The sequence below is a fragment of the Pseudomonas alkylphenolica genome, from assembly GCF_000746525.1.
Classification (GTDB): Bacteria; Pseudomonadota; Gammaproteobacteria; order Pseudomonadales; family Pseudomonadaceae; genus Aquipseudomonas; species Aquipseudomonas alkylphenolica.
On record NZ_CP009048.1, the window covers coordinates 5,123,258 to 5,144,065 of the forward strand.

Sequence of the window (20,808 nt, forward strand, 5' to 3'; positions counted from 1 at the left end):
TGACCTAGCGTTACTGGCACTTGATATCACTGATATCGAGCATGAAACCTTGCAGCCGACGTTGCTGGCCACTGCCACGCACCTGCCCGCACAAGCGAAACCAGCGGGCAGTGGCCGGCAGGTTGTTGTCGAGCAGGCGCAGACTCAAGTGCAAGGCACAACCGTCACGCTGCAGCTCACCAAGAGCCAGTTGCACCGCTTCGCGGTCGCTCGGGTGCACGCGGCTCAGCCACTGACTGATGGTCAACTGGTTCGGCATCCCCAGACTGCCAGCCAGGCCGGGGTCCAACTGCAACGTCGCTTCGTTCAAACGCCACTGCCACCACCCGGCGCCGAGCTGCAGTTGCAGGCTGTCCAGGCGCTCGCTGTGTTGCTGCAGATTGAATGCAGCCAAACGGCCAACCAGGGGTTCGGCATAGGCGGCACAGGCACTGAGCGCATCCGCCGCAACCAGTGCCTCAAGCGGGCCGACACAGATCAGCCAGGCCTGGACAATATGCCCCTGGGCATAGGGCAGCAGATAAGTATCGAACTGCGGCAGTAGGGCTTGCAGGTCTGCATGATCGGTACTTGAGACCATCTGCCCCGGGACCAGTCGGTCCAGCAGATGTCCGATCGCCTCATCACTGGGCCAATGCAGTGGCGCGTTGCTGCTGGCATAGGTTTGCCAGCCCTGCTCCCCCGGCAGCAGGATCCGCCCACCGCTGGCCCGCCAATGACGGACCAGCCATTGCAATTGCTCCTGGGCCACTTGCCCAAGACGCTCGATGCTGCAATTGCGCAGTTCGCAGGCCAAATGGCTCATCAGGTGGCGTTGGCGCTCTGCGCCCAGCGACTGCTGGTGGTGTTGCAACAGATCGCCGATGTCGAACAGCTGCAACAGCCAGTTGCCGGGCTGCCCCAGCAGCCAGCCTCGGGTATGCAGCGTACCGCCACCGACCGCCTTGAAATCCAGATCCAGCGGCTGCGCCTGCCAGTCCATGGGCTCTCCCTCAAGCACCACCAGGCTGTAGGGCTGCACATAGTCCTGCAATCGCACCTCGCTGTGCGCCGGCAACGCCAGCGCCGCACGCAAGGGGCCGGCCAGGCGCTGTACCCTGGCACCATCGTCGAGCCATATCTGCAACCCCACGGCGGGCATACTGGCCGGCGGCTGCGGCTCGGCAATGACCGATGTGGAGCGCCCACGCAAACGCCCGAACAACCGTGCTACGCAACTCACCGTTGCCGGCTCGCTTGGGTCTTGTAGCTGACCGCACTATGGAACAGCGCAAAAAAGATCACGAATACCGCAACGAACTCCAGCGCCGCAGCGCCTTTTTGCCTTCCGACCAGGCTTGCTTTCATGATCGCGTCTACCCTGACAGTGACACCTGACTGACAGCATAGAATCATTCACCACAAAGGGATGCATTTCGCCAATGCAAAGCATTGTTCTGCTGCTGTGGCTTGCCTTGTGCGCTGAACAAGATATGCGTGAGCGCCAGATCGCCAACTCCCTGACCCTCGGCGCGGCGGCCGGCGCCCTGGCCTATTTGTTCATGACCGGACACACCTGGATCGGCGCCGACGCCAGCGAAGGCGGCTGGGCACTGGCCATCGTCATGCTCCTGACCCTGCCCGGCTACATGCTCGGCCGCTTTGGCGCCGGTGATGTGAAGTTACTCGCGGCCCTGGCGCTGGCGACCGATCGCATGTATGTGCTGGGTACCTTCATCGGCGCCGGAATAGCTGTGCTGATCTGGCTTTCCAGCCGTCGCTGGCTGTGGTCCCTGTTGAGTCAAAAGGTCAAGAACCGCATCAAGCAATTAACTGAGGACTCTGCAAACAAGCAACCCTTTGCTCCCTTCATACTGGCGGGTTTCGTGCTGGCCAGTGTATGGATCCATTAGTCGCCCACGCCTGTTTCTAGCTCGTGCATGGCTTGTACATGGGCGCAAAGTACGACTACTTTCTAGTGAGTTGACCAGCGATTGCAAGACCCCAGGCTCCGGGAGAGAGGGGCTTCTCAGCAGGGAGTAGCGTGTGAACAGGATACTCAGTGAAGTAAAGGTGTTGGTCGTCGATGGCCAGCCCTTGGTCGTCGAAGAGCTGTGTGAACTTCTCGAGCGCAACGGCTACCGTTGCCTGCCGTGCCTGTCCAGTAACCAGGCTATCGAAACCTTTGCCGCCGACCCGTCGATCGGCCTGGTGTTGTGCGATCTGCACATGCCGGATTGCGATGGCGTTGAACTGTTCGGCGCCTTGAAGGTGATTGCCGGGCAACAACGGATTTTCGAGGCGATCATGCTCACTGACCGAGCCGACAAACAGGATGTGATCAGAGCTTTGCGCGCAGGCTTTGCCGACTACTACCAGAAACCCCTGGACCTGAACGAACTGCTCGAAGGCGTGCAACGCCAGGAGGCCGCACTGCAGGAACAACAGCAATGCCAGCAGCGACTGGGCAACCTGAACCAGAAACTGCAGTACCTGGCCGACTCGATCGACGACCTTTACCAAGACCTGGAAAAAGCCCGGGGTCTGGGCGCACACCGTCGCGCCACAGACGTCGACAGCGAGCCGGTCGCCGAGAACCTTCCAGGCAACTTCGAACAACTGTCACCCCGGCAACTGGAAGTCGCGCGCCTGGTCAGTCAGGGCAAGACCAACTATCAGATCGCCTGCGAATTGGGCATCACCGAAAACACCGTCAAGCTCTACGTCTCCCAGGTACTGCGCCTGACCCATATGCACAATCGTACGCAGCTGGCGCTGGCGCTGTCATCGAGCACTTCGCCACTGCACCTGCGGGTAACGGCGCACTAGGCCCGTCTCCTGGCTGTGGGCTTCATGAACTGAACGGCCTGACCTCTGACCTGTAATGGAAACACACCATGCCAAGCTCCTCTCTGCGCGAACAGATTCTCCTGGTGGATGACGAAGAGGAGGCGTTGCTGGAACTTGCCGAACTGCTTGAGGCCGAGGGCTTTCGCTGCCACACCGCCACCTCGGTAAAACTCGCCCTGCAGCAGCTCACCCGCCACCCGGATATGGCCCTGGTGATCACCGACCTGCGTATGCCGGAAGACAGTGGCATTTCACTGATCAAGCGCCTGCGTGAGCACACTGCCCGCCAGCACTTGCCGGTGATCGCCACCTCCAGTCATGCCGACATGGACGACATCAGTGACCTGCTACGCCCGCAGGTGCTGGACCTGTTTCGCAAACCGATCTATCACATCCGTCTGCTGGAAACCCTGGATAACCTCTTTCCCAAGCCACGCTGCATCGGGTCAACTGATTGATCGCGGGGCAAGCCAGCTCCCACCAGTGGGGAGCCTGTGGGAGCGGGCTTGCCCCGCGATTACAGCTGAAAGCTGAAGCTCAAGGTAAAACGCGGCTGCCGGTCGAGGCTGTCGAGGGCGATGTCCGACATCGGTTTGGCCGCTTCCAGGGAAATGCTGTAGTAGCGTGCATCGCCAACGCGCACCCCCAGCGCTGTCGAAGACAAGCGTGAGTCGCGAATTTCAAGCTCGTTGAACCAGCTGCGCGCGGCATCCACTACCACATAGGGCTGCACCCGCTTGAACCAGTGGCCATCGCTGCTGAAACTGTAGTTCAGCTCATATGCCACACCCCAGCCCTTGTCACCCGAAGCCTGATCGGCGGGATAACCACGGCCGAAACTCTGGCCGCCAAATACTGCACGCTCGCTGTCCGGCAAACTGTCGTTGCTCCAGTTCAGCGCCGCCGAAATCACACCCTGCCAATGATCGAAATAGCGATCACTCTGCAACCCGGACACCCGCAGACGCAGAAAGTCCAAGTCGACATCGCTGTCGGTGTTCGCCCCCAGGTAATCTATGCCCTGGTAGGCGCCGACACTGAGGATGCGCAATTGCCGGGGATCGGTCTGGCGCCAGTCGCCTTCGAAGGCCAGGGCGCGCAGGTCGGTGCGGCTCCGACTCTTGAATGCAGTGTCGACAGCCTGATAATCGGTGTCGTCACTCACTGCGTAGAGACGCCCGGCAACGTTGAGCCACTCCTCGGGGGAAGCCGTCACGACCTGGCTCAGGCCAATCGAATAGCGCTCATGCTCACGATGCTGCTTGAGGTCGGTGCCGTTGTTCAGGCGAACCAGAGCGCCTGGATCACTGCGGTAGCGCGTGGCCGACAGGTTCAGCTGACTGCCTTCGCTGTCCAGGTACTGGGCATAGTCCAGGCGGTAGTAATGCTCATGCTCATCACCGGGAGGAAACAGCGCAGTGAAGCTCACTTGCTCGACCAGCGCAGTCTGCGCATTGCTGCTGACAGCCAGCAGCGCCTGCGGGTCCTCGCGGTTGCCATCGCTGAGATTCAGCGTCGAGCTGAAGGGCTGGCGCGAAGCCTGAACAACCAAGGTGCTCGCACCATTGGCGTCGCCAGGCGGCACCTGGGCCTGCAATGTAACGCCAGGCACCCGGCTCATCAGGGCGGTATAGCGTTGCAAGGTCTTGTGTGTGAGCGGGCGCTCGGCCTTGAGTTTGCTCGCTAGCGTGTGCAGATAGGCGGATGCCGGTCCGATATCACCTTGCAGTTCATAGTCGCGAATGTAGCCCTCGGCCAGCACCACCTGCACACGCCCATCGGCAAAGTCCTGTGGCGGCAGGTACGCGTAGGACAACAGGTAACCATCCTGCTGATAACGCCGGGTCAGGCGCTGGGTGGCTTCGACCAACTCACCCAGGGTGATCTCGCGATTGACCAGTTCCTGATAATTGTCCCGCAGGTCGCTCAGCGGATAGAGGGTGCCACCGACAAAACGCACCTTGTGCAACAGGATCCGCGTGTTCATCGGCAGTTGCAGCGGCGGTGCTGCGGGGGTGGCTACATGCAAGGCCGGCGTGTCGGGGCGATAGCTGTCGGCGGGCAGGTTTGGCGCCGGCAGGCTGCGTTCGACTTCATTGCTATCGAGAAACACTGGCAGCGATCCGGCGCTCAGCCCGCTTGCCCAAGAAAGACTGAGAACCGCGACGGCCAACGGACGCATTTGACGCTCCATGATCCCGACAGATACAAGAGCACCAAGACGGCTCCCTCGTCTGGTTCAAGCGTAGGTGGTGTGCGCATCGTCGTCTAATCAGAATGGCGGCTGCCATGCAGCCCGTTCATTCATTGATCTGAAACTCGACCCGCGCGGTCTGGCCGCTCTCATCCAGCGCGCTCAATTCCACCCGCCCGCTCTGCTCGAAGCGAGCGCTCAAGTACTCCTGGCCCTGCGACTCACCCAGCGGCGCGCCATTGAGGAACCACCAGCGCCGACCACTGCCGCCCAGCGCGGAAACCTCAAGACGCAACGGTTCGCTGCTGGTGGCCGGACGGCGCAGTTGATCGCCCTGGCGCACGCCGACGATGGACAGCGGCGGTGCGGTAGCCGGCACCTGTGGTGGGCAGTGCGGATCAACCGGGGGCAGCCGCGCTTCGCGACGTTCCACGCGGGGCAACCAGGGTTCCAGCGGCGCCGGCCACAAGGCAACCTCCCTGGCCTGGGCCCCTGGGCAACTGGCATCCACCCGCTGTCCTTGGGTGTTGACCCAGACCGTTTCGCGCAAGCCGACGCTCAAGGGCTGGTCGGCCGCCTGCAAGGTTGGCGGCGTGGTGCCATCCAGGGTCCAGGCAAAACGCTGACGCCGGCAATTGCTGTCCTGGCGGGCCAGCGGTTGACCCAGCGGCCAGCAGATCGCGGCCACCCCGACATTCTCCGGCACCGCGGCCACCGGCACGGCAATGCCGCGCTGGCTGTCACGGTTGCTCAGCACATCATGGACCTGCAGCATCAACGGTGCCGCCGAAGCCAGGCCGAACTGTCCGGGCACCGGGGTGCCATCCGGACGACCGATCCAGATACCGATCAGATAGCGCGGCCCGACGCCAATCGACCAGGCATCGCGAAAGCCATAGCTGGTTCCGGTCTTCCAGGCCAGCAGCGGACGCTGTACCAGTTCAGCATGCGGATCACGGTCCGGGCGCGCCTGGCCACTGAGAATGCGCCGGATGATCCAGGCGCTACCTGGCGACAGCAGCCGGTGTTCGAGCAGTGGTGCGTCCGGCTGCAAGCGCATGGGCGCACTCATTCCACCGCGTGACAGCGCACCGTAACCGGCCACCAGGTCTTCCAGGCGACTGCCAGCGCCGCCCAGGATCAGCGACAGGTTCGGCTCGGCCAGCGGTGGCAGGGTCAACGGCACGCCGCCATTGCGCATTTGCGCGGCAAAGCGCTTGGGACCATAGGCTTCCAGCAACTGCACCGCCGGCAGATTGAGCGACAGCGCCAAGGCGGAACTGGCCGCCACCGGGCCGCTGAAGCCCATGGAGAAGTTCCCCGGGCGATAATCGCCGTAGCGTCTGGGCACGTCCTGCAGCAAGGATTCGGAATGAATCAGGCCATCGTCCATGGCCATGCCATAGAGAAAAGGCTTGAGGGTCGAACCGGGGGAGCGCAGCGCGGTGATCATGTCGACATGCCCGAAACGGCGTTCATCATTCAGATCGACCGAGCCAAGGTAAGCGCGTACCGCCATGGTCTGCGCCTCCACCACCAGGATCGCCGCCGAGGTGCGCTCGGGCAGGCGGGCGCGCCACCCAAGCAGCAAGTCTTCCAGGCGCCGCTGCAGCGCGGCATCGACAGTGGTGCGGATCAGCGGCGGACTGTGCGGCCGGTTCAGGCGTCGCGCCAGCAACGGTGCCAGCGCAGGCTCCTGACGCGGTGCCAGTAACAATGGCTCTTCCATCGCCTCAATGACGCGTTGCTGCGGCCATACCTGGTACTCGGCCAGGCGCTTGAGCACTTTGTCGCGGGCCACTTGCGCGCGGGCCGGGTGACGGTCCGGGCGCAAGCGGCTCGGCGCCTGGGGCAGTACTGCGAGCATGGCTGCTTCAGACGGGGTCAGGTGTTGCGGTGATTTGCCCAGGTAGGCCCAGCTGGCCGCTGCCACGCCCTGCAAGGTACCGCCGAACGGCGCGCGATTGAGGTAGATTTCCAGAATCTGCGCCTTGCTCAGGTGCCACTCCAGCTGGGCGGTGCGCCACAACTGACGCAGCTTGCCAGGCACCGTGCGCGAATGCGGATCGAGCAGACGCGCGACCTGCATCGACAGGGTACTGCCGCCCGACAGCACCCGCCCGCCGCGCAGGTTTTGCCAGGCAGCACGGACCAGGGCCAACGGATTGACCCCTGGATGCTGGTAGAACCAGCGATCCTCGTAGGTCAGCAGCGCCTGCAGATAATAGGGCGATACCTGATCGGCACTGACCGGATACCGCCAGACCCCATCGGCATCGGCGAAACGCCACAACGGCGTGCCGTCCTCGGCCAGCACCACGCGCGCCAGGTCATCGGCCGGCAGCGGCAAAGGCCACAGGCGGTCGGCAGCCCACAACAGCGCGCCGCACAACAGCACGACAGCCGATACGACGCTCAGGCGTTTAGCTAAGATGGGCATCAGGCCTCCGAGTCGCTGGCGATGGACAGGGAACCGAGCAGGCCAATACACAGCCAAAGGTTTGGCAACGGCCAACGAGCCGATACGATCATCAGGAAGCAACTATGCATGTAGAAGGTTTTTTCGAGTGGCTCGGCCAGGCGTTGGGGGCACTGATCCGCTTTGTCGTCGATGGCCTGAGCGGTTTGTTCAACCTGCTGGCCAACGCCGGTGGCAACTTCATCGATGGCCTGGCGCGCACATTGGGCATGGACACCTCGCTGGTCAGCATCGTTGCCCTGATCATCGGCTTGATGCTGCTGTACTCGGCCATCCGTGCCTTCATGCGTGCCTCGATCATCCTCGGCATCATCTGGCTGGTGCTGGGGTTGTGGGTGCTGAGCTGGATCATTCACTGACGGTGGGTGGGAGCGGGCTTGCCCCGCGATTGCGTTGTGTCAGTCACATCGCATCGCGGGGCAAGCCCGCTCCTACCAGTCCCTTCAACGGCCCTTGATCACCATCTCACCTGCCGATTCACCCACCGACTGCAGGTTCGGTCGATACATCGATTCCACCTGCGGCGGCGGCACCCGATAGGTACCCGGGGTCACTGCACGCGCCAGATACAGCAAGTGCGTAGTGCCGTAGCTGTCCACAGGCAGCGCCGCGACATAACGATCATCACGGAACTCCTGGTGCACAACGTTGGCGTTCTGCATCGAGTCGCGCCACTGTTTGACCGCACTGCTGGCGTTGTCCAGGCTCGCCGCGCTCTGCGCCAGGTTCTGGTTTTCCAGCTCGAGACCGGCAGGCAGCAGGTCGACCACCAGCGCATCCGGTACCCGGGACGTAGCAGTCACGGCCAGGTGCACCAGCACCAGATCACCACTCTTGAGCGCACGGATATCCAGAGTCCGACCGTTCAAACCCAGGTACTCACGACGAATGTTCATGCCGGAGTTGCTTGGCGCCGGGGCGTAGCGTGGGTAACCGGACAGGGTCAGTTGCTGATACAAGGTGTCGCTGCCCTGATTCTGCACCGTCAGCGGCGAAGCCAGCAGTGGCCCTTCCAGTTTCAGGCCCGATTGCGCGCTGTCCAGGTCACGCAGTTCGCCCGCACTGTCCAGACGCGCCGACCACTTGCCTTCCGGTTTGTTCAGCAAGCCGCGGCCGGCGAGGAACAAGGCGTTGCGTTCCTGGGTCGACAACCACTGGCTGGCCGCGACCTGGTCGGACAACTGGAACAGCCGTTGATCCAGCTGGGTGCTGGCCAGGTTGTTCTCTTCGAGCAAGGCCAGGATCAAGGCCTGGTCGCGCACCGGGCTGCCGTAGTCGCCTAGCCAGTCCTTGTCGTTGCGACTGACCGCCAGGCCCGCTTGCAAGGCTTGCTGGGCGCGGGGTTTGTCACCCATTTTTTCCAGGGCGATGGCCAACTGCACCAAAGGCAAGCCGGAGCGAGCATCACTGCGCCGCTCGAACAGGCTACGCAGCGCACCCAGCGGCGCCTGCTGCGTGCGGGCCAGCACCAGAGCGGCATAAGCCTGCACGGCAAAACGGCTGTGCTCGGCGTTATTGCTGTAGTTCACCTCAATCAGGTTGCGCTCCTGCAGATAGCGCAGCAGGCGCTCGCTGGCTTTCTTCAGGGCATCGGCAGGCACCGCATAGCCCTGCTCGCGAGCCCGCAGCAGGAAATCGGTGACATAGGCCGTCAGCCAGTACTCCTCCTCGGAATCCGAACTCCACAGGCCGAAGCTGCCGTTGTAGCGCTGCATGCCCAGCAGGTGTTCGATGCCCATCTCGATCTTGCGCTTGCGCACCTCGGCGGGCTCGCCAGTGATGCCCAGACGCTTGAGGGTCGCGGCATCGGCATACAACGAGGGATACAGACCACTGGTGGTCTGCTCCAGGCAGCCATAAGGGTAGGCTTCCAGGGCGCGGATCTGTTCGGCCAGGTTCAGCGGCGGACGGCTGGACAAAGCCAGCATCGCCTCCAGACCGGCCGGCTCGAATGCGGCCAGGTCAGCCTCCGGCAGGCTCCACGGTTGATCGTTAAGCGCCACCCGGTAGTGCTTGAGCATGGCCGGGTAGGCCGGACGCACGCCCAGGGTCCATTCGCGGCTGAAGGCTGTGGCCGTCTCACCCGGCAGTTGCAGCCCCAGCACCTCGACCTTGACCTTGCCCTGGCCCAGACCACCGTTGGCCTGCACCGGTACCAGCAGGGTGACACGCTTGCCCTGGGTCAGTTCGAGGGTTTGCTCGGCTGCGCGCATAAGGCTCAACTGGCCTTCGGTGCTCAGGCGCACGTTGAGTTTTTGCGCCTGCCCGGACAGGTTCGAGACATCCAGCGCCAAGGTAGTGCTGTCACCACCGGCGAGGAAGCGCGGTGCCGACAGCTCGGCGATCAATGGCGCAGCGACCACGGTCTTGCCTTCAGCCACGCCATAGCGCTCATCGGTCCAGGCCTGGGCCATCAGGCGCAGTTCACCGTTGAAGTCGGGGATATCGACACTGGCCTCGCCTTCGCCGTTTTCGTTGAGGGTCACCGGCGCGCTCTGCTGGGCGACGATGGTGACGCTGGTGTTCGGTCGTTTGCCACCCTTGGCCATCGCCGCATCACCACCGAAAGCCAGGCTGGCCAGACGGCCCTGACCGGCTTCGATCAACTGGCCATAGATGTCCAGCTGGTCGGCGCCGTAAGCCTTGCGGCCGAACATGCCGGTGAACGGGTCCGGCGTCGTGTAGTCGGTGATATTGAGAATGCCCACGTCCACCGCCGCCAGCAGCACATGCACCTGCTTAGGCACACTGCCGTCGGCATTGCGGGCCTGGACCTTGACCGTCAACGGCTGCTTGGGACGCATCTTTTCCGGCGCGCTGAGGGTCACCGCCAGTTTGCGTTCGGCACGGTCCAGCGGCAGGTGCAGCACCCCGACCGCACGCTTGGGCGTGGCGTTGACCTTGCGCTCGCCCGGACGAATCACCAGGGCGCTGACATACAGGTCATGGCGCGCCCATTTACGGTCGAGGTTGATGGCGAAGGTCTTGCCTTCGGCCGGCACGTCGATCTCCTGCCACCACAGCGGTCCTTCACTGGATTCGACCATCAGGTAACCGGTACCGGCCGCAGGTGGCGTGACCGTAACGTTGGCGGTAGCGCCATCGGCGTAGGACGGTTTGTCCAGGGCCAGCTTGACCTGGTCCGGACGCACGGCACCGCCGTCGGCGTTGTCCTGGGCACGGTAGCCGGCCCAGAAGCGCGCGCTGGAGACCAGGCCGGTCTGCGGGTCTTCGACCTCGACACGGTACGGGCCCCACTCAACCTGGAAGGTCAGCTTGGCGGTCGAGCCCGCCTTGATGTTGACCGTCTCTTCACTCTGGGTCAGGAACTTCTCGTTGAAGTTGTAGCTCCAGCCGTCACTTTGCGAGTAGTTCCAGTAGTAGTCACGGCGCTCGCGAATCAAGCGCACCTTGAGGCCGTTGACCGCCAGCTTGTTGCCGTCACGATCGGCAACCAGCATTTCGAACTCCACCGGAGCATCGCTGTCGGTTTCTTCACCGTCGAACAAGCCGCGCAACCCCGGCAGGCGTTCGGCCGGCCAGATCGGCTGCTCCAGGCGCCGGGTGATCGGCCGGCCACCGGACTCCTGCAAGCTGGCCTGCACCGTCAGTTGCAGCGGCGAACGGGCTTCGGACCATTTGCTTTCGATGCTGATGGTGGTCTTGCCGTTGGCGTCCAGGGTGACCTCATCCAGCTCCAGGTCCTGGCTCAGCTCCTGCTCGGTGATCGAACCGAACTGATAGCCCGGCAACGCCGCTACCGCTTCACGCAGCGGGCGGACATACGCCTGGCCGCTCAAGCGGTTGCCCGAGGCCGGGGCGCCGTAGAGGTAACGGCCATTGACGTCGATCTCGGCGCCCTGTTCAGGACTCAGCGGCTCATCGCTGCCTTTGAGCTCCAGGGCCAGGCGCTCGGGCAGGAAGTCTTCAACAAGAAACTCATAGATCTGCTTCTTGCCACCGCCCAGGTCAAACAGCAACTGCCAGCGCCCGGTCGGGGCTTCCGTGGCCAGTTGCAGCTGATACTGGTAGAGGCCGTTACTACCCGGTTCCCAAACGAACTTGCGGCTGATCTGCTCATCGGGCCGGCGCACTTCCACGGTTACCGGCTGCGGCTTCAGCGGGCGACCGTCCTGGTCGCGCAACAGGCCATTGAGCAGCACAGTCTCGCCTGGGCGGTACAGGTCGCGTGGACCGAAGACGAAGAACTGCAGGGGATTGGCCTGGGGACCTGTGATGTCGAATTCCGCCAGGTCCAGCGCCGCACTGTTCAGGCGCAACATGGTGGTGTGCACGCCCTGATGGGCCAGCAGGGTTTCCGCCTTTGGCGGCATCGGCAGTTGGGCATGACCGTCGCTGTCGGTCTTGCCTTGACCAAGCACCCGGCCTTCGGCGTCGAGCAGCTCAAGGTTGACGCCACCCAGCGCCTTGCCACCTTCCAGCCCCTGGGTGAACACATCCATACGGTTCTGGTAGCGGTGCGCGGACACACCGATGTCGCTGAGGGTGAACAGGGTGGCTGGCTGCGAGTAGTCGTAGGTGCCCGAAGCACGCATCACCGCCAGGTACACGCCCGGCTCCTGCAGCGGCTTGATCCCGGCGATCGGCAGCAACACGGTTTCACGGGTGTTGCGCGCCGGGTTGAGGTCGAAACGGCCGCTGTAGACCAGCTCGGCCATGTCCAGGGTTTCTTTCGACTGGTAGTAGTACAGGCTGCTGTTGCGGCCCCAGGCGCTGAGGAAGGATGACAGCGACTCAGGCTTGATGCGGAAGAACTCGACATCGACCTTGTTGACGTTCAGGGCGATCACCGGCAGCCCTTCGGCCAGGCGCGTAGGCAACAGCGAACCGCGGCTGGCGAAGCCGATGGTGGCCTGCATGTCGCGGGTTTCCAGGCGGCTTACCGACTCGGCGGCCAGGCGCTCACCGTTTACGGACTGCAGGCCGGCATCGATGGTCAGCACCAATTTGCGTTGCGGCTCGAGGTGGCGCAGGCGCAGCTCCATACCGTTGTCGGAGAGCTCCCAGGCACCATCGACTTTGCCTTTGACGGTATCGACCAGGTGCACCCGGTCGGCAAAATTCTGCTGCGCATCCAGTGGCACCGAGAAGCTCAAGGACAGCGCGCTGGCGCCATCGACTTGAACTTCCGAGACATCCACCACGCTCAGTTCGCGACCGGCATAACGCTTGGCCAGGGTCGCGGCGTCTTCACGGGCCGGCTTGGCGGCTTCCTGAGTCTGCGCAGGCGTAGAGGCCGGAGCCGGGGCTGGCTTGTCTGGGGCAGACGAGTCGCAGGCGCTGAGCAAGGCCAGCACGCAGGCCAGCAACAATCCTTTGTTGAGCATGGAAAAAACTCTTTGGCAGCAGGTTCTGAGGGAAGAACTATATATCAACCAGGCCGTCTCCGTGCGCTGCGGCTACAATGTCCGGCTTGCCTGGAGCCGACATGTCCCGATTGTTGACCGACTGGCGCGACCGCCCGACCCACCGCAAGGTCTGGGCACTGGCCGCGCCGATGATTCTCTCGAATATTTCCGTACCCCTGGTGGCGCTGGTCGATAGCGCGGTGATCGGTCACCTGCCACATGCTCACCAGTTGGGTGCGGTCGCCGTGGGTGCCAGCCTGTACACCTTCCTGGCCTGGGTCATGGGTTTTCTGCGCATGGGCTCCACCGGGTTTGCCGCCCAGGCGGCCGGGCGTGCCGACGGCGCAGCCTTGCGCCAGGTGCTGGTGCAGGGTTTGTTGCTGGCGCTGCTGTTCGCGTTGCTGCTGGGCCTGCTCGCCCTGCCCTTCAGTCACCTGGCCCTGCAATTGATGCAGCCCTCGGCGGCGCTGGAGCAATCGACCCAGGACTTTTTCCAGACCCGTCTGCTAGGCCTGCCAGCGGCGCTCGCCAGTTTTGCCCTGGTCGGCTGGTTCCTCGGCACCCAGAACGCCCGGGCGCCGCTGGCGATTCTGCTAACCACCAACCTGCTCAATATCGCTCTCAACCTGTGGTTCGTGCTGGGCCTGGACTGGGGCGTGATCGGTTCTGCAAGGGCCTCGGTGATTGCCGAATGGAGTGCCGCCCTGCTCGGTCTGGCCCTGACTCGCCCGGCCTTGCGCGCCTATCCGGGACAGATCGCCTGGGCCCTGCTGCGCCGCTGGCAGAGCTGGCGGCCGCTGCTGGCCGTCAACCGCGACATTTTCATCCGCAGCCTGGCCTTGCAGGCAGTGTTCTTCCTGATCACCGTGCAGGGTGCTCGATTGGGTGAGGCTACTGTCGCGGCCAATGCCCTGCTGCTCAATGGCCTGCTGCTCACTGCCTATGCCCTCGACGGTCTGGCCCATGCGGTCGAGGCCTTGTGCGGGCACGCCATCGGCGCCGGTGATCGCCAGGCCTTGCGTCGCTCGCTGACCGTGGCTTGCGGCTGGTCGCTGCTGGCCAGCAGTGGCTTTGCCGTGTTGTTTCTGTTTGGCGGACACCTGTTTATCAACATGCAGACCGATATCGAAAGCGTGCGCGCAACGGCCTATCAGTACCTGCCTTATCTGGCGCTGTTGCCGCTGGTGGCGGTGTGGAGTTACTTGCTCGACGGTCTGTTCATCGGGGCAACGCGGGCGCGGGAGATGCGTAATGGCATGTTGCTCAGCGTAGCGATTGCCTTGCCGGTCGCCTATGCCGCCAGGGATCTGGGCAACCATGGCTTGTGGTTGGGCTTTCTGCTGTTCATGGCCTTGCGCGGAGTGACGCTGGGGGTGATGGGCTGGCGGTTGCAGCGGCGGGATGGGTGGTTTGTTCGTCGTTGAAAGCATCGCGGGGCAAGCCCGCTCCCACCAGGTTCATACAACACCCGGTGGGAGCGGACTTGCCCCGCGATTACATCAGCTCGACAGGTAAGACGAACGGGTCAGCCCCAGACGCAAGGCATCAAGGAACTGGGTCTTCTCACGCGCGGTGATCTTGGCGCTGGCGCACTTGTCGCGGTAGTGAGTCATCAACTCCTCTGGCGACAGGTGCACGTAGCGCAGCATGTCCTCGATGGTGTCGTGGGTCTCGATACCGGCGTGGTACACGCTGCCGTTAGGGTTCTGGTAGATGTTCACCGAGTCGGTGTCGCCGAACAGGTTGTGCATGTCACCGAGAATCTCCTGGTAGGCACCGACCAGGAAAATCCCCAGCAGGTAGTCCTCACCCTCGTTGATGCCGTGCACCGGCAGGCTGGTCTCGATGCTCTGCTCGTCGACGTACTGGTTGATCTTGCCATCGGAGTCGCAGGTCAGATCCTGCAGCACCGCACGGCGCATCGGCTCTTCGTCGAGGCGATGCAGCGGCAGGATCGGCAGGACCTGGCCGATGGCCCAGGTGTCCGGCAGGCTCTGGAACACCGAGAAGTTGCAGATGTACTTGTCGGCAAGCTTGTCGTTGAGCTCGTCCAGCACCTGGCGGTGCGAACGCTGACGGGCCTTGAGCGAGTTGTGCAGGCGCCGGCACACGGCGAAGTAGCACTGCTCGGCCAGGGCTTTCTCGGCCAGGGTGATCTTGCCGTCGGCGTACTGCGCTGCCACGTCGCTCATGTAGTGCGTGGCACGCCAGTAAGTCTCGGTGACCATCTCGATATCGGTCGGGCCGAGCAGGTCGGCCAGCCACTGTACGGTCTCGGGCAGGCTTTCCTTGTTGTCGATCACCGGCACTTCGTCGTTGTGCTTCTCGACGTCGGTGACCTGTACCACCAGCATGGCGTGGTGGGCCGTCAGCGAGCGGCCGCTCTCGGAGAAGATGTGCGGATGTGGCAGGCCCTGGGCATCGCAGAACTCTTTGAGCATGCCGACCACGACACCGGCGTAATCGTCCATGTCGTAGTTGATCGAGCTGGCGTTGCGCGAATGGGTACCGTCATAGTCGACACCCAGGCCACCGCCGACGTCGATGTGATCGACCGGCAGGTTCAGGGCGCGCAGCTCGCCGTAGTAACGGATCGCTTCCTTGAAACCATGCTGGTAGTCAGCCAGGTTGGCGATCTGCGACCCCATGTGGAAGTGCAGCAGACGGATGCCCTGATCCAGGCCGGCGTCACGGAAGCGCTGGACCACCGAGATCAACTGCGCGGCCGACAGGCCGAACTTGGATTTCTCGCCACCGGTATCGGCCCACTTGCTCGACGCCAGCGACGACAGGCGCACGCGCAGACCGACCTGCGGCTTGACCTTGAGTTCGGCCGCCTCTTCGATCACCAGCGCCACTTCCGACTCTTTCTCGATGACGATGAACACGTTGTGGCCCAGCTTCTGGCCCATCAGCGCCAGACGAATGAACTCACGATCCTTGTAACCGTTGCAGACAATGGTCCCGCCTTTTGGCGCCAGCGCCAGTACCGCCAGCAGTTCAGGCTTGGAACCGGCCTCAAGGCCGATGGACACGTTCTGAGTGGCGATGATGTTTTCCACCACCGCTTCCTGCTGGTTGACCTTGATCGGGTACAGCGCGGTGTACTGGCTCTGGTACTCCAGGCGCGCGATGTTGGCGTCAAACGCACCGGTCAGCTGGCGCACGCGGTCTTGCAGGATGTCTGGGAAACGCACCAGCAGCGGCAGCGACAGGCCGCTCTTGCGCAGCTCGTCGACTTGCTCGTAAAGATCGATCGGTGCGCTGCCAGGCCCGTTGGGGCGGACTTCGACGCGGCCGGCCTCGTTGATTGCGAAGTAACCGGCCCCCCAATGGCGAATCCCGTAAACACTGCGGCTGTCCGCAACTGTCCATTGGCTGCCATCATCTTTGCGTGTGCGTCGTACGGACATTGAAGTCCCCTATATAAAAAGTCGAATAACACCGACCCACGGACGGCGGGCGCAGTGTAAAACCTGGAAATGACGATTTTCCGTGTTCAGGGATAGACCCTTCCTACGGGAACGAGTTTAGAAAGCGAATTGCAAAAAATCGCGATGCAGTCTTCAGCCGCCGGACTTTTTCGCTTTGAAGCCTTGTTTGATCAGCTCTGCCAACAACAGCTCGACGTGATCGCCCTGGATTTCGATGACCCCGTCTTTCAACGCGCCGCCGGTTCCGCAGCGACGCTTGAGCGTGCTGGCCAGATCCTTGAGCTGTTCCAGGGGCAGCGGTACACCGCTGATGGTCGTCACCGTCTTGCCGCCACGGCCTTTGCTTTCGCGGCGCACGCGAGCAATGCCATCGCCTTCGGGGATGAGCGTCTGTTTGCAGATGCAGGCATCTATGGGTTTGCTGCAGTCCGGACAATGCCGACCTGCATCAGTGGAGAACACCAGGCCACCGAGGGCGGCGAATGATGCGGCTTTTTTGGCCACTTTTGATCCTCGTACGGTGAGGACAAAAACTGGTCGGCGCCCCGGGCAGGGTACCGACCGCGAAGCCCCACTCTGGCAGGGGCAGCGCAACTGCCGCACCCAGGGTGCGGCAGCCTTAAAAGGCCGCGCAGTGTAACGATAATTTGTGCAGATGCTAAGTACAAAACTGCGCCAATTTGCACAGGATTCGCGACTTCAGGCCCGACGGTCGATGTAGCGCTGCAACGCCGCCAGGGAATCGGGGCAATACGGCTGTTGCCGGCTGTCGGCCAGCGCCTGTTCGAGCGGCAGAAAGCGCGCTTCGCTGACTTCCTCGGGCTGCAGGCGCAAAGGCCCGTCCCAGACCGCCGAAAACACCGCACACCAGAGGCGGTTGCCGGGCTGGTCGAAGAAAAAACGCTCGTGGGCAGTCAACTCGACTCCGGCTACACCCAGCTCTTCTTCCAGTTCGCGGGCAGCCGACTCGGCAAAGCTTTCGTCGGCCTGGACCATGCCGCCTGCGGCCACATCCCAGTAACCCGGGTAAATGGCCTTGCTCTCGGTGCGCCGGTGTACGCACAGCTCACCGGCCGAGTTAAACAACAGAATGTAGGTACCGCGCCCAATCAGGCCCTTTTCACGCAACTCGGCGCGAGGCAATGCACCCAGCAGCTGATCGTGCTCGTCGACCCAGGCGATCAGTTCGGCATCCGAGGCAGCGCGATGCGCCGCCTCTTGCTTGGAAATGCTCACCGATCAGCCTTGCGACAGCAGTTGGCGCAGGTCGATCACCGCCGCGTTGGCGCGGGAGATGTAGTTGGCCATGACCAGCGAGTGGTTGGCCCACATGCCGAAGCCGCTGCCATTGAGCACCATCGGGCTCCACAGCGGCTCCTGGGAGGCCTCCAGCTCACGAATGATCTGGCGCACGCTGACCGTGGCGTTCTTCTTCGCCAGTACATCGGCAAAGTCCACTTCGATGGCGCGCAGCAGGTGCGACAGCGCCCAGGCCTGACCACGGGCCTCATAGAAGACGTTGTCGATCTGCAGCCACGGGGTTTCGACCACTTCTTCATCCAGCTGCGGCGCCTGGCCGGCAACCACCGACTCGGTCTTCAGGGTGCTGTTGAGCTTGACCCGGCCAACGCTGGCCGACAGGCGCTGCGACAACGAGCCCAGACGGGTGGCGACATCACCCAACCAGTTGTTGAGGTTGTCGGCACGGGTGTAGAACAGCGCGCCTTGTTGATCCGGCGAGGCCAGACGCTTCTGATAGCGGGTCAGGGAGTTGATGCCTTCCTGGAACTCCGATTCGCTCGACGGCAGGATCCAGCTCTTGTTGTCGAAGTTGAAACGCGGCTCGGCCTTGGCCAGATCGGCGTCTTCAGCGGACTGCGACTGCGAGCGGGCGAAATCCTTGCGCAGGGCCCGGCTCAGGTCGCGGACCTGGACCAGCACGCCGTATTCCCAGCTGGGCATATTGTCCATCCACAAGCCAGGCGGGAAGCGGTCGTTGGAAATGTAGCCGCCCGGCTTGTGCAACAAGGTACCGGCAACGGTCTTGAGGGTTTCTACGGTGGTGTAGCCTACGACCATCTGCTGACCGGTCATCTCGGCGGCAGCCTGGGCATTCTGCTGGACCGGGAACAGGTCCGGCTCGGCGCTCCAGTACCAACCCAGGCCAATGCACACCAGCAGGTACAGGCCAATCAGCGTGCCCAGGGCACGACTGAAGAACAATCCGCCGAAATAGCTGCGGGTGGCGGCACTGCGGGGCTCGACCCGCTCGCGCGCTTCGGCTTTGCCTGTACGGTTTTTCCAATCCAGCATGGCGTTGTCCTTTCTGTCACGTCGGTTCAAGGGGTTCGACCGCAACCCCCGGGCTTCGTGCCAGCGCTGCGTGGTAATTCCACGGCGCGCCGCCTGCCGGGGTCGGCAAGTATCGCTGCACTATAAATCAAGCGGGTCGGTTCGCATAAGCGACTATCGAGTCAGCAAATGAATAACAAACCTGTACAGATAATTGATACAAGACACTCGATTGTCCAGAAAGTGGTGCTAGCATAGAGCCATCACTCGAACTGCCTCACCCCTTACAAGTAGTCAGGACATGACCGAGCCAGAAGACCCCAATCGTGAACGCCTCAAGCAACATTTTGCCCAGCGGGTGATTCACCAGGCTCGGCAGATACTCGAGATCTGGCAGCGCCTGCAGCGCAGCGAGTGGTCGACTGGCGATCTGGGCGAACTGTGCGAAGCCAACCTGCGTCTACAGCGCTACGCCGCACGTTTCGAACAACCTGAGCACAGCGAGCTGGCCGAAGCCATCGGCCATACCCTGGAGGCCGTCGAGGCCAACAGCGCGCGCTTGAGCAGCCACCTGATCAGCGAACTCAACCGGCTGATGCAGCGTCTGTCACGTACCGGCCTGCGCCAGGGCGACCAGCTCGAACAGGTGCCGTTGCCGCCGTTGCGCAAGCCGGTCTACATCATGCTCCAGGACCACGACCGCGCCGAGCGTCTGGCCCAGCAACTGGAGTTCTTCGGCCTCGGTGTACAAGCCTTGTACAGCGCCGATGCGTTTCGTGCCTCGATGAGCGAGCGCTTGCCATCGGCGATCGTCATGGATGTCGACTTCACCGGCAGCGGTGCCGGCCTGCAACTGGCCGCCCAGGCCCAGCAAGGCCTGGAGCAGCGGGTGCCGTTGCTGTTCTTCAGCCTGGATGAAACCGACACGCCCACGCGTCTGGCCGCAGTGCGCGCCGGTGGCCAGGAGTTCCTGACCGGCACCCTGGAAGCCTCCAGCCTGCTGGAAAAGGTCGAACTGCTGACCAGCGTCACCCAGTACGAACCCTTCAGAGTGCTGATCATCGACGATTCCCGGGCCCAGGCCATGCACACCGAGCGCCTGCTCAACAGTGCCGGCATCGTCACCCGGACCCTGACCGAGCCGATCCGCACCATGGCCGAGCTTGCCGACTTCCAGCCCGACCTGATCATCCTCGACATGTACATGCCCGACTGCACCGGTACGGAGCTGGCCAAGGTAATTCGCCACAATGACCGCTACGTCAGCGTGCCGATCATCTACCTGTCCGCCGAGGACGATCTGGACAAGCAGCTCGACGCCATGAGCGAAGGCGGCGATGACTTCCTGACCAAGCCGATCCGCTCGCGCCACCTGATCACCACCGTGCGCAACCGTGCCGCGCGGGCGCGCAATCTCAAGGCGCGGATGGTTCGCGACAGCCTGACCGGCCTGTACAACCACACCCATATCCTGCAACTGCTCGAAGACTGCAGTTTCCGCGCCCGCCGCGAAGCACAGCCGCTGAGTTTTGCCATGCTCGACATCGACCACTTCAAGAAGGTCAATGACAGCCATGGCCACCCCATGGGCGACCGGGTGATCAAGAGCCTGGCACTGTTTCTCAAGCAGCGCCTGCGCAAGACCGACTTCATCGGCCGCTACGGCGGTGAAGAGTTCGCCATCGTCATGCCCAACACCGACCTGACGGCAGCGCACAAAGTGCTGGATGAAATCCGCCGCCGCTTTGCCGAGATCCACTACCCGGCGCAACCGCGGGATCTGTCCTGCACGTTCAGCGCTGGCGTGGTGCAATTGAGCGATGAGCTCGACGCCCTGAGCATGGCCACCGCCGCCGACGAAGCCCTGTACCGCGCCAAAGGGGCCGGGCGCAACCGGGTACAACGCGTCGGCTGATCAAGGCAAAGTGCCACTTTATTTGCCCGAACGCCTGACTTCGTCATAACCCGGTCACAAAAACGCAATAACTTCAGGGGCTTACCATTCGGCCGTTGGTAGACCCCGGACATGCGCCTGAAGCTGCTCACCAATTTCAACACCCTGTTGCTGGTTACCGTCTGTATCGCCTTGGGCGCCACCCTGTGGTGGTCGCAGCGCGCCCTGGAACGCCCCTACCAGATCATGGAGCGTTACCTGTCGCTGTCGCAGCAGTTCCAGAACCAGGCGGCCCGCAACATCCTCGACTACCTCAA

At 62.8% G+C, this 20,808-nt stretch carries 15 protein-coding genes; 6 read left to right on the forward strand and 9 right to left on the reverse strand.

Going from position 1 to position 20,808, the window contains the following annotated elements:
* Positions 1–10: 10 nt before the first annotated feature.
* Entirely contained in the window at positions 11–1,222 is a 1,212-nt protein-coding gene (locus tag PSAKL28_RS23545; protein ID WP_038616982.1) for a PAS domain-containing protein, read from the reverse strand.
* Complete coding sequence (locus tag PSAKL28_RS27230) at positions 1,219–1,347, reverse strand: hypothetical protein (RefSeq protein ID WP_371261978.1); 129 nt, start codon at positions 1,345–1,347, stop codon at positions 1,219–1,221. Before PSAKL28_RS27230 ends, PSAKL28_RS23545 begins: the two co-directional genes overlap by 4 nt.
* Positions 1,348–1,421: 74 nt before the next feature.
* Here PSAKL28_RS27230 and PSAKL28_RS23550 point away from each other — a divergent pair, with 74 nt between their 5' ends.
* From PSAKL28_RS23550 to PSAKL28_RS23560, 3 genes are all read left to right on the forward strand, one after another.
* Positions 1,422–1,892: a prepilin peptidase gene (locus PSAKL28_RS23550; RefSeq protein WP_038615029.1), complete on the forward strand. Its 471-nt coding sequence runs from the start codon at positions 1,422–1,424 to the stop codon at positions 1,890–1,892.
* Positions 1,893–2,025: 133 nt separating this feature from the next.
* Positions 2,026–2,808 carry a response regulator transcription factor gene (locus tag PSAKL28_RS23555; RefSeq protein ID WP_038615033.1) on the forward strand — a complete coding sequence of 261 codons (783 nt, stop codon included), beginning with the start codon at positions 2,026–2,028 and terminating at the stop codon, positions 2,806–2,808.
* 68 nt (positions 2,809–2,876) lie between these two features.
* Complete coding sequence (locus PSAKL28_RS23560) at positions 2,877–3,287, forward strand: response regulator (RefSeq protein ID WP_038615036.1); 411 nt, start codon at positions 2,877–2,879, stop codon at positions 3,285–3,287.
* 59 nt (positions 3,288–3,346) lie between these two features.
* On the opposite strand, the gene PSAKL28_RS23565 is transcribed toward PSAKL28_RS23560, so the two are convergent.
* A complete protein-coding gene (locus PSAKL28_RS23565; protein WP_038615038.1) occupies positions 3,347–5,011 on the reverse strand; it encodes a ShlB/FhaC/HecB family hemolysin secretion/activation protein in 1,665 nt (554 codons plus the stop codon).
* A gap of 118 nt (positions 5,012–5,129) precedes the next feature.
* Positions 5,130–7,463 carry a peptidoglycan glycosyltransferase PbpC gene (gene pbpC, locus PSAKL28_RS23570; protein WP_038615040.1) on the reverse strand — a complete coding sequence of 778 codons (2,334 nt, stop codon included), beginning with the start codon at positions 7,461–7,463 and terminating at the stop codon, positions 5,130–5,132.
* Positions 7,464–7,567: 104 nt separating this feature from the next.
* Here pbpC and PSAKL28_RS23575 point away from each other — a divergent pair, with 104 nt between their 5' ends.
* Positions 7,568–7,861 carry a hypothetical protein gene (locus tag PSAKL28_RS23575; protein WP_038615042.1) on the forward strand — a complete coding sequence of 98 codons (294 nt, stop codon included), beginning with the start codon at positions 7,568–7,570 and terminating at the stop codon, positions 7,859–7,861.
* 84 nt (positions 7,862–7,945) lie between these two features.
* Here PSAKL28_RS23575 and PSAKL28_RS23580 read toward each other — a convergent pair whose 3' ends face one another.
* Positions 7,946–12,850 (reverse strand): alpha-2-macroglobulin family protein, encoded by a 4,905-nt coding sequence (locus PSAKL28_RS23580; RefSeq protein ID WP_038615044.1) that lies wholly within the window; start codon positions 12,848–12,850, stop codon positions 7,946–7,948.
* Positions 12,851–12,951: 101 nt separating this feature from the next.
* Between PSAKL28_RS23580 and PSAKL28_RS23585 the strand changes: the two genes are divergently transcribed.
* Positions 12,952–14,295: an MATE family efflux transporter gene (locus PSAKL28_RS23585; RefSeq protein ID WP_038615047.1), complete on the forward strand. Its 1,344-nt coding sequence runs from the start codon at positions 12,952–12,954 to the stop codon at positions 14,293–14,295.
* A gap of 75 nt (positions 14,296–14,370) precedes the next feature.
* Here PSAKL28_RS23585 and speA read toward each other — a convergent pair whose 3' ends face one another.
* The 4 genes from speA to PSAKL28_RS23605 all read right to left on the reverse strand — a co-directional run bounded on the left by speA (position 14,371) and on the right by PSAKL28_RS23605 (position 18,618).
* Entirely contained in the window at positions 14,371–16,284 is a 1,914-nt protein-coding gene (gene speA, locus PSAKL28_RS23590; RefSeq protein WP_038615050.1) for an arginine decarboxylase, read from the reverse strand.
* Positions 16,285–16,437: 153 nt separating this feature from the next.
* Positions 16,438–16,809: a translation initiation factor Sui1 gene (locus PSAKL28_RS23595; protein ID WP_010221702.1), complete on the reverse strand. Its 372-nt coding sequence runs from the start codon at positions 16,807–16,809 to the stop codon at positions 16,438–16,440.
* A 195-nt stretch (positions 16,810–17,004) separates the two neighbouring features.
* The gene (locus PSAKL28_RS23600; RefSeq protein WP_038615053.1) at positions 17,005–17,541 is read right to left on the reverse strand and encodes an NUDIX hydrolase; all 537 of its coding nucleotides are present in this window, start codon (positions 17,539–17,541) and stop codon (positions 17,005–17,007) included.
* Positions 17,542–17,544: 3 nt separating this feature from the next.
* The gene (locus tag PSAKL28_RS23605) at positions 17,545–18,618 is read right to left on the reverse strand and encodes a DUF2333 family protein (RefSeq protein ID WP_038615057.1); all 1,074 of its coding nucleotides are present in this window, start codon (positions 18,616–18,618) and stop codon (positions 17,545–17,547) included.
* Positions 18,619–18,898: 280 nt separating this feature from the next.
* Here PSAKL28_RS23605 and PSAKL28_RS23610 point away from each other — a divergent pair, with 280 nt between their 5' ends.
* On the forward strand, positions 18,899–20,512 hold the full coding sequence (locus PSAKL28_RS23610) for a response regulator (protein ID WP_038615059.1): 1,614 nt from the start codon (positions 18,899–18,901) through the stop codon (positions 20,510–20,512).
* The last annotated feature ends 296 nt before the right edge of the window (positions 20,513–20,808 follow it).

Excerpts from the sequence above, each read along its gene's own strand:
- PSAKL28_RS27230 (WP_371261978.1), bottom strand. The coding sequence starts at position 1,347 with ATGAAAGCAAGCCTGGTCGGAAGGCAAAAAGGCGCTGCGGCGCTGGAG.
- PSAKL28_RS23550 (WP_038615029.1), top strand. The coding sequence starts at position 1,422 with ATGCAAAGCATTGTTCTGCTGCTGTGGCTTGCCTTGTGCGCTGAACAA.
- PSAKL28_RS23560 (WP_038615036.1), top strand. The coding sequence starts at position 2,877 with ATGCCAAGCTCCTCTCTGCGCGAACAGATTCTCCTGGTGGATGACGAA.
- PSAKL28_RS23565 (WP_038615038.1), bottom strand. The coding sequence starts at position 5,011 with ATGCGTCCGTTGGCCGTCGCGGTTCTCAGTCTTTCTTGGGCAAGCGGG.
- pbpC (WP_038615040.1), bottom strand. The coding sequence starts at position 7,463 with ATGCCCATCTTAGCTAAACGCCTGAGCGTCGTATCGGCTGTCGTGCTG.
- PSAKL28_RS23575 (WP_038615042.1), top strand. The coding sequence starts at position 7,568 with ATGCATGTAGAAGGTTTTTTCGAGTGGCTCGGCCAGGCGTTGGGGGCA.
- PSAKL28_RS23580 (WP_038615044.1), bottom strand. The coding sequence starts at position 12,850 with ATGCTCAACAAAGGATTGTTGCTGGCCTGCGTGCTGGCCTTGCTCAGC.
- PSAKL28_RS23585 (WP_038615047.1), top strand. The coding sequence starts at position 12,952 with ATGTCCCGATTGTTGACCGACTGGCGCGACCGCCCGACCCACCGCAAG.
- speA (WP_038615050.1), bottom strand. The coding sequence starts at position 16,284 with ATGTCCGTACGACGCACACGCAAAGATGATGGCAGCCAATGGACAGTT.
- PSAKL28_RS23605 (WP_038615057.1), bottom strand. The coding sequence starts at position 18,618 with ATGCTGGATTGGAAAAACCGTACAGGCAAAGCCGAAGCGCGCGAGCGG.
- PSAKL28_RS23610 (WP_038615059.1), top strand. The coding sequence starts at position 18,899 with ATGACCGAGCCAGAAGACCCCAATCGTGAACGCCTCAAGCAACATTTT.